The 12,273-nt window shown below is 73.5% G+C and carries 11 protein-coding genes and 1 riboswitch; of the genes, 4 read left to right on the top strand and 7 right to left on the bottom strand.

Annotation, left to right across the window (positions count from 1 at the left end; genetic code table 11):
* Positions 1-3: 3 nt before the first annotated feature.
* Positions 4-97: riboswitch (ZMP/ZTP riboswitch) on the top strand.
* Positions 98-175: 78 nt separating this feature from the next.
* Positions 176-1,021 (top strand): bifunctional 5,10-methylenetetrahydrofolate dehydrogenase/5,10-methenyltetrahydrofolate cyclohydrolase, encoded by an 846-nt coding sequence (locus ACFYYJ_RS11020; protein WP_385129027.1) that lies wholly within the window; start codon positions 176-178, stop codon positions 1,019-1,021.
* Between the two features lie 102 nt (positions 1,022-1,123).
* Here the strand turns inward: ACFYYJ_RS11020 and ACFYYJ_RS11015 are convergent, their stop codons facing one another.
* Positions 1,124-2,548, bottom strand: coding sequence for an NAD(P)/FAD-dependent oxidoreductase (locus ACFYYJ_RS11015; protein ID WP_385128991.1), 1,425 nt, complete (start codon positions 2,546-2,548; stop codon positions 1,124-1,126).
* A 308-nt stretch (positions 2,549-2,856) separates the two neighbouring features.
* Here ACFYYJ_RS11015 and ACFYYJ_RS11010 point away from each other — a divergent pair, with 308 nt between their 5' ends.
* On the top strand, positions 2,857-3,273 hold the full coding sequence (locus ACFYYJ_RS11010; protein WP_389130976.1) for a hypothetical protein: 417 nt from the start codon (positions 2,857-2,859) through the stop codon (positions 3,271-3,273).
* Here ACFYYJ_RS11010 and ACFYYJ_RS11005 read toward each other — a convergent pair.
* Both ACFYYJ_RS11005 and ACFYYJ_RS11000 read right to left on the bottom strand, forming a co-directional pair.
* Positions 3,259-4,053: a helix-turn-helix domain-containing protein gene (locus ACFYYJ_RS11005; RefSeq protein WP_389130973.1), complete on the bottom strand. Its 795-nt coding sequence runs from the start codon at positions 4,051-4,053 to the stop codon at positions 3,259-3,261. The genes ACFYYJ_RS11010 and ACFYYJ_RS11005 overlap by 15 nt on opposite strands.
* 43 nt (positions 4,054-4,096) lie before the next feature.
* The gene (locus ACFYYJ_RS11000; protein ID WP_389130971.1) at positions 4,097-5,893 is read right to left on the bottom strand and encodes an FAD-dependent oxidoreductase; all 1,797 of its coding nucleotides are present in this window, start codon (positions 5,891-5,893) and stop codon (positions 4,097-4,099) included.
* Between the two features lie 211 nt (positions 5,894-6,104).
* Between ACFYYJ_RS11000 and ACFYYJ_RS10995 the strand changes: the two genes are divergently transcribed.
* Both ACFYYJ_RS10995 and ACFYYJ_RS10990 read left to right on the top strand, forming a co-directional pair.
* Positions 6,105-6,410 (top strand): 4a-hydroxytetrahydrobiopterin dehydratase, encoded by a 306-nt coding sequence (locus ACFYYJ_RS10995; protein ID WP_384735172.1) that lies wholly within the window; start codon positions 6,105-6,107, stop codon positions 6,408-6,410.
* 29 nt (positions 6,411-6,439) lie between these two features.
* Complete coding sequence (locus ACFYYJ_RS10990; protein WP_385129026.1) at positions 6,440-7,174, top strand: class I SAM-dependent methyltransferase; 735 nt, start codon at positions 6,440-6,442, stop codon at positions 7,172-7,174.
* Positions 7,175-7,196: 22 nt separating this feature from the next.
* Here ACFYYJ_RS10990 and ACFYYJ_RS10985 read toward each other — a convergent pair whose 3' ends face one another.
* From ACFYYJ_RS10985 to ACFYYJ_RS10970, 4 genes are all read right to left on the bottom strand, one after another.
* Complete coding sequence (locus ACFYYJ_RS10985) at positions 7,197-7,622, bottom strand: RICIN domain-containing protein (protein WP_385128987.1); 426 nt, start codon at positions 7,620-7,622, stop codon at positions 7,197-7,199.
* Between the two features lie 10 nt (positions 7,623-7,632).
* Complete coding sequence (locus tag ACFYYJ_RS10980; protein WP_385363746.1) at positions 7,633-8,481, bottom strand: aldo/keto reductase; 849 nt, start codon at positions 8,479-8,481, stop codon at positions 7,633-7,635.
* Between the two features lie 112 nt (positions 8,482-8,593).
* Positions 8,594-9,376: an ABC transporter ATP-binding protein gene (locus ACFYYJ_RS10975; protein WP_385363747.1), complete on the bottom strand. Its 783-nt coding sequence runs from the start codon at positions 9,374-9,376 to the stop codon at positions 8,594-8,596.
* A complete protein-coding gene (locus tag ACFYYJ_RS10970) occupies positions 9,373-12,267 on the bottom strand; it encodes an ATP-binding cassette domain-containing protein (RefSeq protein WP_389130965.1) in 2,895 nt (964 codons plus the stop codon). Before ACFYYJ_RS10970 ends, ACFYYJ_RS10975 begins: the two co-directional genes overlap by 4 nt.
* Between the last annotated feature and the right edge of the window lie 6 nt (positions 12,268-12,273).

Here is a 12,273-nt window from a genome sequence, read left to right as displayed (position 1 = left end):
GTGGACGTGGGCCGTGACTGGCGTTCGGGTGGATCACCACCGGGGAGCGGCCCGGCGTACTCCGGTACGTCGTCTGCCGCGCGCCTGGGCGAACCGCGATCCGCAGCGACGTTCAGGAGACCCCGTGACGACTGCCCAGACTGCCACTGCCACTGACAGCGCCACCGCCCGGCTGATGGACGGCACGGCCCTCGCCCGCCGCATCTCGGAGCAGACCGCCGCCCTCGCGGCGAAGATCACCGAGCGCACCGGCACCGCTCCCTGTCTCGCGACCGTGCTGGTCGGCGAGGACCCCGCCTCCGTGACCTACGTCCGGATGAAGCAGAACCGTTGCGCCAAGGCCGGGATCACCTCCCGCCACGTGGAGCTGCCGGCCGAGACCACCACCGAGGAACTGGTCGCCGCGATCACCGCGCTCTCCGAGGACCCGGAGATCAGCGGCATCCTGCTCCAGCACCCCGTCCCGCACCACATCGACGAGCGCGCCGCCTTCGAGGCCATCGCCCCCGGCAAGGACGTCGACGGGGTCACCATGCACTCCTTCGCGGCCATGGGCTTCGGACTGCCCGGCTTCGTCTCCTGCACCCCCGGCGGCATCATGCGGCTGCTGGAGGAGTACGACGTGGACCTGACCGGCAAGCACGCCGTGGTCGTCGGCCGCAGCGCGATCCTGGGCAAGCCGGCCGGGATGCTGCTGCTGGAGCAGAACGCCACCGTCACCTACTGCCACTCCCGCACCCAGGACCTCCCCTCGATCGTGCGCCAGGCGGACGTGCTGGTCGCCGCCGTCGGCAAGGCCGAGTTCATCCGGGGCGAGGACATCAAGCCGGGCGCCGTCGTCCTGGACGCCGGGTACAACGAGGGCAACGTCGGCGACGTCCACTTCGAGTCGGCCGCGGCCCGCGCCTCGCTGATCACCCCGGTCCCGGGCGGTGTCGGCCCGATGACCATCGCGGTGCTGCTGGAGCAGACCGTCCGGGCGGCCGCGGCGCAGGCCGGGCTGGACCTCGCGGACCTCTGACCCGCGCCGAGCGGGACGACGTACGAGGTACGGCGGACGCCCCGGGCCTACGGGCCCGGGGCGTCCCGTTCCCCGGGACCTTCGCCCGCCGCCCGAAGGCCCTCAGCGGCGAAGTCCGGGCGCCGGCCGACCGAGCCCGGCGACGGCCAGCTCCGCGGGGCTGAGCGGGGGCGCCTGAGGGGCGCCGCGGTCCGAGGAACGCAGGACGTGCCAGACGATCGCCGGACTGAACCAGTGCGTGGGCGCGCTGCTCATGGTGATCACGTTGAACAGGGCCGCCGCGAGGACCTCGTCGGTCGTGGCACCCCTCATCAGCCGGTCGACGTACCGGTCGATCAGGCCGGACCCGGCAGCCTCCTTCATCCCGGTGGAGGTGGCCCCGGGATACAGGATGTCCTGGCTGGTGGCGAGCTCCCAGGCGGTGCCCACCTGGGGGGCGATGGCGCGCTGCGCCGCGCGGCCGAAGCCGGGGTGGCCGAGCCCCTTGCCGCGGAGCAGGGCGCGGACGGCCAGGATCCCCTGGGCGGCGACCGTCATGCCCTGCCCGTAGAGCGGGTTGAAGGTGGCCACCGAGTCGCCGACGGCGAGGAAGCCGTCGGGCAGGGCGGCCTTCTCGAAGAAGATCCGCCGGTTGGCGGTCCCCTGGGTGACGGCGACGTCCGTCAGGGGCTTCCTGCCTTCGAGGAGCTCGCCGACGATCGGGTGCCTGACGCCCTTGGCGAAGGGGATGAACGCGTCGGGGTCCCCGGTGGGCTGGCCGCCGCGGGTCCCGGAGAGGGTGGCCTGCCACTGGCCGTTCTCGATGGGCACGACGGTGGCCGTCTGTCCGGGGACGGGCACCCGGGGGTCGGACTGCACGTTGACGATGGGGAATCCCATCGCGTGGGCTCCGGCGGGGGCTTCGAAGATCCGGGTCGCGTAGACGAGACCGGAGTCGACCTCCGCCTGTCGTATGTCGGTCACGCCCAGTGCGTCCAGCCAGGTCCGGGCGCGCGAGCCGCGCCCGCTCGCGTCGACCACGAGGTCGGCGGCCAGCAGCAGCCCCTCCTCCTCGGGGGTGTCGACCCGGACGCCGGTGACCCGGGCCGCCGTGCCCTCCAGGGCCCGGACCCGGCTCCGCTCGAGCGTGGTGACCCCCTTCAGGGCCGTGACCCGGGCACGCACCACCGAGTCGAGGAGGTCGCGGCTGCAGGAGACGTTGAACTGCTTCTCCGGGACGCGCGGGATCCAGCCCTGTGCGGTCATGGTGACCAGATCGGTGGGCAGGCTGCGGCGGATGGCGCCGGCACGCGTCCAGTCGTCGGTGATGCCCGGCAGGATCTCCTCGATGGCGCGGGCGCCGCCCGACCACAGGAGGTGGGTGTGCCTTCCCTGCGGGAGACCGCGCCGGGGCGCCGGGCCCTCGGGCAGCGGATCGGCGTCGATCACGGTGACCGTGGCGTGCTCGGCGAGGACGGCGGCCGCGAGCATGCCGGCCAGGCTGCCGCCGATCACGACGGCGCGGCGGGGCGGGGACGTACGGGTCATCGTGTCGCGCTCTCTGTCGGGGCGGTGGGTGACCCTCCACGCGCCGATTCTCCACAAGTCGACATAGCGCTCGTGCGGGTTGGGCCTGATGCAGCGTATCCGGCCCAACCCTGGCGAACCAGCCGCAGCCGACGCGTTCTTGGGGCCCGCACGGAGCCGCGGCCGGACGCTCCTGCATGACCTCTGAGGTAATCGACCCCGCCGCGCGGGCGCGGCAAGGTGGGGGCATCGGGTTCCGGAACTGCGCACTCAGGGCCGGAACCCGGTACCCCACCTCGCCGTTCGACCTCGATGGAGGCTGATTCCCCATGTCCGCAACCCTGATCGGCACCCTCGCCCGCACCACCGAGCCGCAGACCGCGCTGCGCCGCTTCCTCGCCCTCGACTCCGTGGTCACCACCGGAAACGGGCTGGCGTACGCGGCCTTCTCCGCGCCGCTCGGACGGCTCCTCGGGGTCGGGCAGGGACTGCTGCTGGAACTGGGGCTCTTCCTGGCCGTCTTCGGCGCCGGCGTCGGCCTGCTCGCCTCCCGCCGCCGGCCGCACGCCTTCGCGGTCAGGTTCGTCATCGAGGCGAACTACGCCTGGGCCGTGCTCAGCCTGGTGTCCCTGGTCGTCTGGTTCACGCCCACCACCGCAGGCCTCGTGTGGATCCCGGCGCAGGCGCTCACCGTGGCCTCGTTCGCCGTGTTCCAGCAGCTCGCCCTGCGCTCAGTCTCCGAGTGACCGCAGGTACTTCACCGTCGCCGGGTCGGCCGGGAGCATCGTCTCGATGGCCAGCTCGGCGACGGTCACGTCCATCGGCGTGTTGAACGTCGCGATCGAGGACACGAAGGACAGCAGGTGCCCGTCGTGTTCGATGACCAGCGGCAGCGCGATGTACGGAACGGCTTCCTCCGGTTCGGCGTCGCCCGGCCGCTCCGGCGCGGGGTAGGCCGACACCTCCTCGTACAGCGCGCGCAACGGTTCGGAGCGGGCCAGCGCGATCTGCCGCTCCATCTGGGCCAGGAGGTGTCCGCGCCACTCCTTCAGGTTGCGGATCCTCGGCGCCAGGCCCTCGGGATGCAGGGTGATCCGCATGGCGTTCAGCGGCGGGGTCAGCAGGTGGTCCGGCAGCCCCTCCATCAGTATCATGATGCCCCGGTTGGCGGCGACCACGTTGTACGTGGCGTCCACGACCAGCGCCGGATACGGCTCGTAGCCGGTCAGCAGCCGCTGCATGCCCTCGCGCAGCGTCTCCATCGACGGGTCGTCCAGGGCCGTCTGCGCGTAGTGCGGGGCGTACCCCGCCGCCAGGAGGAGCGCGTTGCGCTCCCGTACCGGCACGTCGAGGCGGTCGGCGAGCCTCAGGACCATCTCCTCGCTCGGCCGGGAGCGTCCGGTCTCGATGAAGCTGATGTGCCGGGACGAGGAGTCGGCGCGGCCCGCCAGTTCCAGCTGGCTGATCCCGCGCCGCTCCCGCCAGGTTCGGAGCAGGGCGCCGACCGTGGGTGTCGTGGTGGTCATGTTCACGACGTTAGCCGAGAAGTTCGCCCCGAGTCGGGCCGGTTCAGCCCAGGTCGAGGACGTTCCGCAGGCCGAGACGGTAGCGCCACAGGTCGTGCCGCTTGGCGGACTCGACCTCCGGAGCCCGGTACAGAGGCCGGATCGAGCACCGCGCGCTCGGGGAGCCGTCGCGGTCCAGGAGCGAGTTGACGGCCGCCCGGGCCGAGGCGTTCGCGCCCTCCATCGTCGCGAGGTCGATGTCCACCGCCACGTAGTCCCCGCTGAGGAAGAAGTTCGGTACGCGGGTGCCGGCGCTCGGCCGGTTGTGGAAGGTGCCGACCGGATGGATCAGCAGTTGGTCCTGGTTGGTGGGGTTCGGGGTGCCGAGCCCGTCCACACCCGGGTCCAGGTGCCAGGAGTGCAGTTTGGAGTCGCTGAGGAGGGTCTTGCCGGTGTCGTTGAGGGAGGCCTTCAGTTGGGCCCACACCTCGCGCGCCACCTCCTCGCGCGTGCACTGCTTGGCCGTCTTCCCGTACAGGATCCCGGGCTTGTCCCACTCCGAGATGTCCACCGACAGGCAGTCCACCGCCACCCCGTCGCCGTAGTCGGCGGGGAAGTCGCGCGAGGGCCAGTGCTCCGCCTGCTGGATCGCGGTCAACGACCAAGGGGAGTCGATGCAGTTGAGGTGCCCGTGCACCAATGCGGCGCGTTCGGTGAGGTAGAACTGGATGCCCGTCATCCAGTCGGTCTCCAGCTTGTCGCAGCGCCCCAGCATCGGGTCGGCGGCCCGCAGTTCCGCGCTCCAGGTCCGGCGGGCGTGCTCCACGGGCAGTGCGCTGACGTAGTGGTCGGCGGTGACGGTCTGCCGGGCGCCGTCCGGGCCCTCGACGACGACCCCGCTCACCCGACCGCCCCCGTACCGCACCTCGCGCACGGTCCAGCCGATCCTGAACTCCACTCCGAGGGAGCGCAGACGGGCCTCCCAGGGGTCGATCCACGCCTCGTTGGTGGGCAGGTTCAGGATCCGGTCCGGCGGGCCGTCCGCGCCGCGCCCCAGCAGGTTGAAGACGAAGGCCTCGCCGAGGGTGCCGACCGTACGGGTGGAGGCCTCCTCGGCCTTGGTCGCCACGATGTTGCGGGTGATGCCGACGGCGAGGATGCGCTGGTACTCGCTCGACATCTGCTCCGCGCGCACGAACTCCCACCAGGGGGTCCGTTCCCAGACGTCGTTGCGGCGCTCGTCGCAGCTGGTCAGGAAGACGAGCACGCGGTTCACGAAATACGCCGTCTCGTGCGGGGGCAGCCGGACCAGGGACTGCAGGATCCCGGTGAGGGCCCGACGCAGCTCGTCGGGCGTCAGCTCGGCGGGGGAGTGCTCGGGCCACGGGATGGGCCCGCGCAGGTCGTCGCGGCCGCCCGACCGGGCGAACATCATCTCGCGCGGGGCGACGAGGTTGTCCCAGACGCCGTTCGCGTTCCCGGGGAAGGGGATGCGCCGCATGGTGTCGGGCAGGTTGTGGTAGATGCCGGGGATGAAGCGGAAGCCGTGTTCGGCGGGGAGCGGCCGGCGGCCGCCGCGGGCGCTGTCGGGTACGTCCATGCTGCGGGCCTTGCCGCCGAGCGCCCGGCGCTCGTACACGGTGACGGCGTAGCCCCGCTCGGCGAGTTCGTGCGCCGCGGTCAGCCCGGCCACCCCGCCTCCCAGTACGGCGACCCGGCGGCCGTTCGCCGCCGCCCGGGCCGGGGAGGCCGTGGCCGCCGCCGCGGGAGCCGCCCCCACGGCGGTGGACAGGGCCCCCGCGGTGGCCGCCGCGCCCGCGCCCGCGATGAACGTACGCCTGGAACCGCCTGTGCCGGTCATGTCGATCCCGCCCCTTCGTCCCTTGCCCGTCGGTATGGCCCCCGACGCTGCTGTTACCGGTGGTAACGGCAGCGTCGGCGCAGGAGCCTATGGCGGGTGGGGCGGGTGGGGAAGGCGCAGGAGCACCCGAGCGCACTATGGCGCGAAAGGATTGCCCGGGCGTGCGCTGTGGGAACCTTGACTACACGTCACGGGGAAAAGGAGCCGGTGCATGCCGAGTGAGCCGCTGTCGCAGAAGGAGATCGAGGACCGGTTGCGGGAACTTCCCGGCTGGGCCTTCGAGGACGACCACATCCTCCGCACCTACCGGCTGGACACGCACTTCGCGGCGAGCGCCCTCGTCGCCCACATCGCCTCGGTGCAGCAGGAGTTGAACCACCACTCCGACCTGACCCTCGGCTACAACACGGTCCGGCTCTCCGTGAACAGCCACGACGCCGGCGGCGTGGTGACGGCCACCGACTTCGCGCTCGCCGAGCGCGTCGAAGCCCTGGCCCCGGCGCACGGCGCCAACTGATGACCACGCACATACCGGATCTGAAGCCGCTGCTCGACTACGACGCGGAGGCCGAGGCCTACGACGCCACCCGCGGCGGCGCCCCGCGTGCCGAGGCCGCCGCCGCGGCGGTGCTCGGCCTGCTCCCCGCCGACACGCGCACGCTGCTCGACCTCGGCTGCGGCACCGGCATCGTCACCACCCGGCTGAACCGCCCCGGCCTGCGCGTCCTCGGTGCGGACGCCTCCCACGGCATGGCCCGGGTCGCCCTGCGGCGCGGGGTGCCCGTGGCCCTCGCCGACGCGGCCAGGCTGCCCGTGCGCTCCGGCTCCCTCGACGCCGTCAGCGCGGTGTGGCTGCTGCACCTGCTGCGCGCCCCCGGCCTGGTGCCGGCCGTGATCGCCGAGGCCGCGAGGGTCCTGCGGCCCGGCGGGGTCTTCGTCACCACCGTGGACAAGGACTCCGCCCACGACGTCGGCAGCGACATCGACGCCGTCTTCGCCGCGCACCTGACCCCGACCCCGGCGGACTCCTCCGGGGAGGTCGAGGGCCACGCGGCGCGCGCGGGCCTGCGCCCCGCCGGAGAAGCCCTCTTCCGGGGCCACGGCCAGGGCCGCAGCCCCCGCGCCTCCGCCGAGGCACTGCTGGCCGGCCAGTACGCCTCGCGCGTGGTCCCGCGCGGCATCACCGCCGCGGAACTGGCCGCCCGGCTGGAACTCCTGCCCGACCAGGACGTGCCGCGCGCGGAACCGACGTACCGGCTGCGCGGCTTCGTACGCCTCTGACACGGGCGGGGCGGGGGCGGGGTCAGACGGGTTCCAGCCGCCACCACTGGGCCGGCGAGTCACTGTCCTCGCCCTGACGGGCGCGGCCCTCCTCGTCGGCCTCCAGCAGCAGGTCGCTGATGCACGCCACCAGCGAGACCACGCCCGGATCGTCCAGGTGCCGCTCGACGAGCCACTCCTGCGCGCCGAAGGCGTTGGCCCGCCACACCTGCACGCGGGCACCGCTCTCCGTCGAGGCGTTCGCGACGTCCAGACGCCGCTCGTTGTCCTCGCTCACCACGTGGAAGACCCCGCCGCCACTGTGCACCGGCGCGATCCGCCAGCGGCGGGCCGCCTCCGGAGCGGGCGGCCCGTCCGGGCCCACCCGCACCCGGGAGGCGCCCTCCAACTGGAGCACCAGCCCGCTCTCCACGTTGCGGATCCGGTACAGCCCCTCGGGAAGATTCACCCGACCGGCCTCACACGTCGAATTCGGCCGGGTCCGGACCGATCCGCCGGCCCGCCGGGCCCGAGCCCAGCGCCTCCAGCGCGGCGACGTCCCCGTCCTCCAACTCGAAGCCGAAGACGTCCAGGTTCTCCCGGATGCGCGAGGGGGTCACGGACTTCGGGATCACGATGTTCCCGAGCTGAAGGTGCCAGCGCAGCACGATCTGCGCGGCGCTGCGCCCGTACTTCTCGGCGAGCGCGGTCACGGCCGGGAGCGTGAGCAGCTCCTGGCCCTGGCCCAGCGGGGACCAGGCCTCGGTGGCGATCCCGCGCCGCGCGTGCTCGGCCCGGAGCTCGGCCTGCGGGAACAGCGGGTGCAGCTCGATCTGGTTCACGGCCGGGACCAGCGGGCTCTCGGCGGCGAGCCGCTCCAGGTCCTCGGCGCGGAAGTTCGACACGCCGACGGCCTTGGCGCGGCCGCTCGCGGCGATCTCCTCGAAGGTCTTCCAGATGGAGACGAAGTCGTCGCGCATCGGGCGCGGCCAGTGGATCAGGTACAGGTCCAGGTGGTCGAGGCCCAGCCGCGTGAGGGACTCGTCGAAGGCGCGCAGCACCGCGTCCCGGTCCCACGTCTGCGAAGGCCCGTTCCACAGCTTGGTGGTGACGAACAGCTCCTCGCGCGGGATCCCGGAAGCGGCGATGCCCTTGCCCGTGCCGGCCTCGTTGCCGTAGATGGAGGCGGTGTCGACGCTGCGGTAGCCCGCCTCCAGCGCGGTGCCGACGGCACGCTCCGCCTCCGCGTCCGCGACCTGCCAGACGCCGTAGCCGAGCTGGGGCATGAGCGTGCCGTTGTTGAGCTTGATGGTGGGGACCTGGTTCACGTGTCCTGATTCCTCGCGTCGGCGGTACGTCCTCGTACGAGGGGCGACAACCGGCCCCCCGTACGACGTATTCCCGCCGCCCCGCCCCGACCGGCCCCACCACCCGGTCGGATCAGCGGGTCCCCAGGTAGGCCTCCCGGACGGACGGATCGGCCCGCACCTCGGCCGGCGTGCCCTCCGCGAGCACCGCCCCGAGGTCCAGTACGACCACACGAGCGCAGAGGTCCATCACGAAGGCCACGTTGTGCTCGACCAGCAGCACCGCGCAGCCCTCCTCCTCGGCCAGCCTCCGCACCACCCGTGCGAGCTGCTCCCGCTCGGGCGCCGACATCCCCGACGCCGGTTCGTCCAGCAGCAGCACGCGCGGCGGATCGGCCACCGCGCGGGCCAGCTCCACCATCCGTGCCTGCCCGACCGGCAGACCGCCGGCGTACGAGGCGCCGAGCGCGCCGATCCCGCAGTCCGCCAGCACCCGCTCGCCGCGGGCCCGGCGCTCCCGCTCCCGGCGGCGCCGGGTCGGCGAGGCCAGCAGATCGGCGGCCGGCCCGCCCCCGCCGCCCCGCCACTCCTGTGCGACCAGCACGTTGTCGGCCACGCTGAGCTGCCCGAAGAGCTGCTGCCGCTGGAAGGTCCGGCGCATGCCGTGCCGGGCCCGCCAGACGGGGGAGCGGCGGGTGATGTCGGCCCCGTCGAGGAGAAGCCGGCCCTGGTCGGGGCGCCGGATGCCGGACAGGACGTCGAACAGGGTGGTCTTCCCGGCCCCGTTCGGCCCGATCAGCCCGCACACCTCGCCCGCCCGGATCCCGAGGTCCACCCCGGCCAGGGCCTTGACCCCGCCGAAGCGCACGCCGACGCCGCGGGCCCGGAGCACGTATCCGTCGCTGTCCCGCTTCATGACCCCATCCCCAGGTAGGCCTCGGCGAGCCGGTCCGCCTCCACCTCGGCGCGCGGGCCGCACCAGGAGACCCGGCCCTGCGAGAGGTAGGCCACGGTGTCGGCGATGCCGAGGATCTCGGCGGCCTTCTCCTCCACCAGCAGCAGGGCGGTACCGGCGTCGCGGAGCTCGGTGAGCAGTGCGTACACCTCGTCCACGACGCGGGGGGCGAGGCCGAGCGAGGGCTCGTCGGCGATGAGCACCCGCGGTGGCCGCTGCAACAGCGGCGCCAGCGCCAGCATCTGCTGCTCCCCGCCGGACAGCGCCCCGGCGGGCACCCCGCGCCGCTCGCCGAGCCGGGGGAAGCGGTCGTAGACGGCGGCCCGGGCGTCGGGCTCCTTGAGGTAGAGCGCCAGATTCTCCTCGATCGTGAGCGAGGGGAAGATCCCCCGGCCCTCGGGGGCGAGGAGCACGCCGGCGCGGGAGCGGAGCACGGGGCCGTCGCGGGTGGCGTCCCGCCCGTCCGCGTACACCGTCCCGGTGATGACGGGCAGCGCACCGGCCGCCACCCGGCAGGCGGTGCTCTTGCCGGCCCCGTTGGGCCCGAGCACGGCGAGGATCTCCCCTGCGCGGACACTCAGGTCCACCCCGTGGAGCACGAGCCCCCCGTCGTACCCGGCCGTTATGCCGCGCAGCTGCAGAGCGGGTGCGGGCCTGTCGGGGGCTCCGCCCCCGTACCCCCGCTCCTCAAACGCCGGAGGGGCTGGATCGTGGCTGCTGCCGTCCGCGGGGTTCGGCTCGCCTGCCCGGAGGGCAACGCCGAGCCCGCCGGAGGCAACTTCGGCTCCGCCGGGGGCAGATCCAGCCTCGCCGGCGTTTGAGTCGCGGGGGTCCGGGGGCGGAGCCCCCGCGGGGTCCGGGGCGGAGCCCCGGGAGCGGCGTCCGGGGTCGCCAACCCCGGTTTCGGGAAGGGGCGGGGTGGGGGATGGCTCCGCGGGGACACGGGCCGCACGCCGCTTCGCAAGGCGCACCGGCACGGCCGCACAGTACCCGTCGGGGTCATTGGCCAGGGCCAGCCCGGCAAGACCGAACAGGATGACGGGAAGGTGCGCCGACGCCGTCACGTAGTCCGCCAGCACCCGCGGGGCAACGGCGAAGACCAGCCCCGCCACCACCGCGTACACCGGCCGCCGAACCCCCGCCGCCACCACGACCGCCAGCCACACCAGCCCCGTCATCGCCGTGAAGTCCGTCGCCGTGATCCGGGTGTTGTACGAGGCGTACATGACGCCCCCGAAGCCCGCCAGCCCCGCCGACAGCGTGAACAGCAGCAGCTTCGTGCGCAGTACGGACACCCCCGAGGCCGCCGCCGCAGCGGGCGCCGAGCGGACCGCCAGCATGGCCCGCCCCGACGGGGAGTTCCGCAGCGCGCTCAGCCCCGCCGCCACCAGCGCGACCACTACCACCAGGGCCACCCCCAGCGCCCGGTCGTCCGACAGGTCCACCGGACCGAACACCGGCCGCGGGATCGACCACCCCGAGTCGCCGTTGCGCAGCCAGCGCAGCTGGAACAGCACCTGGTCCGCGAGGAACGCCAGCGCCAGGGTGGCCAGCGCCAGCGACCTGCCGCCGAGCCGCAGCGCCGGCAGCGCGACCAGGGCCCCCAGCAGCGCGGCCACGCACGTGCCGACCGCCAGCGCCGCCACGAACGGCCAGCCCCGGCTCATCAGCAGCCCGGCGACCAGTGCGGCCGCCGTCACGAAGGTGCCCTGCGCCAGCGAGACCATCGCCCCGAGCCCCGTCACCACGGTGAAGGACATGAACACGAGCCCGATGGCCAGTCCTTGCGCCAGCAGCCCGCTCCAGAACGGCGTGGTCACGGTGTAGAACGCCACGCACAGCAGCCCGGCGCCCACCGCCCACACCCCCCAACGGCGCCCCCACGACGCCCCGGCGAGGTGGTCCACCGGCGGGGCGTCCACCGCCGCGACCCCCGCCGCCCGCGCCCGGCGGGTCAGCACCAGCAGCCCGCCGAAGAGGATGAGGAAGGGGACGGCGGTGCGGAAGCCGGTGATGGACTCGGCGAAGGAGGCGTACCCGGCGACCAGGTTCTGCAGGACGCCCAGCCCGAGTCCGCCGGCGAAGGCGAGCGGCACGGACGCGAACCGCCCGATGACCGCGGCCGTCGCCGACACGAAGAGGAACAGCGTGAAGTCGTGCGCGGACAGCCCCAGCAGCGGGGTCGCCAGTACGCCCGCCAGCCCGGCCAGCCCCGACGCGATCATCCACGCCACCGACGACAGCCGGTCGGCGCTGATCCCGCGCAGCTCGGTCAGCGAGCGGTTGTCGACGGCCGCGCGCAGTTGCAGCCCCAGCCTGGTGTGCCGCATCAGCACCCACAGGACCACCGCCACCACCGCCGTCACCGTCCAGGTGATCAGCTGGTCGGAGTCGATGCCGACCCCGTCGGCGAGCTGCCAGGACTTCGCGGGGCTCGGCCCCACCCCCGGCAGCCCGAACTGGTTCTCGGCGGGTTTCACCGGCGCGCCCGCGTCGGAGAGGAGCTCCACCGCCCACAGCCCGGCGGCGGGCAGGGCCACCAGCAGTCCGATGGTGGCCACGATCTGCGCCGTCTCGCCGACCCGCGCGAGCCGTCGGAACATCAGCCGGTCCAGCCCCCACCCGAGGCCGGGTGCCAGTACGAACACCACCAGCAGCGCCGAGGGCACCGCGGGCAGGCCCAGGCCCGAGTGCACCTCGTAGAAGGTGAGGGCGCACAGGTAGGCGGTGGCCCCGTGCGCGAAGTTGAACAGCCCGGACGCCGAGTACGACAGCACCAGCCCCGTGGCGAGCAGGGCGTACAGGGCCCCGGAGACCAGGCCGCTCAGTACGAAGACGAGCAGATCACCCATGGCCTT

It is taken from the genome of Streptomyces sp. NPDC002467, assembly GCF_042889825.1.
In the GTDB taxonomy this organism is placed as follows: Bacteria; Actinomycetota; Actinomycetes; order Streptomycetales; family Streptomycetaceae; genus Streptomyces.
Note: the sequence above shows the minus strand (reverse complement) of the source record. Positions and strands in the feature narration are given on the sequence as shown.

What these genes read in the sequence shown, in the direction of transcription:
- ACFYYJ_RS11020 (WP_385129027.1), top strand. Translation starts at nt 176, where the DNA reads ATGGACGGCACGGCCCTCGCCCGCCGCATCTCGGAGCAGACCGCCGCC.
- ACFYYJ_RS11015 (WP_385128991.1), bottom strand. Translation starts at nt 2,548, where the DNA reads ATGACCCGTACGTCCCCGCCCCGCCGCGCCGTCGTGATCGGCGGCAGC.
- ACFYYJ_RS11010 (WP_389130976.1), top strand. Translation starts at nt 2,857, where the DNA reads ATGTCCGCAACCCTGATCGGCACCCTCGCCCGCACCACCGAGCCGCAG.
- ACFYYJ_RS11005 (WP_389130973.1), bottom strand. Translation starts at nt 4,053, where the DNA reads ATGACCACCACGACACCCACGGTCGGCGCCCTGCTCCGAACCTGGCGG.
- ACFYYJ_RS11000 (WP_389130971.1), bottom strand. Translation starts at nt 5,893, where the DNA reads ATGACCGGCACAGGCGGTTCCAGGCGTACGTTCATCGCGGGCGCGGGC.
- ACFYYJ_RS10995 (WP_384735172.1), top strand. Translation starts at nt 6,105, where the DNA reads ATGCCGAGTGAGCCGCTGTCGCAGAAGGAGATCGAGGACCGGTTGCGG.
- ACFYYJ_RS10975 (WP_385363747.1), bottom strand. Translation starts at nt 9,376, where the DNA reads ATGAAGCGGGACAGCGACGGATACGTGCTCCGGGCCCGCGGCGTCGGC.
- ACFYYJ_RS10970 (WP_389130965.1), bottom strand. Translation starts at nt 12,267, where the DNA reads ATGGGTGATCTGCTCGTCTTCGTACTGAGCGGCCTGGTCTCCGGGGCC.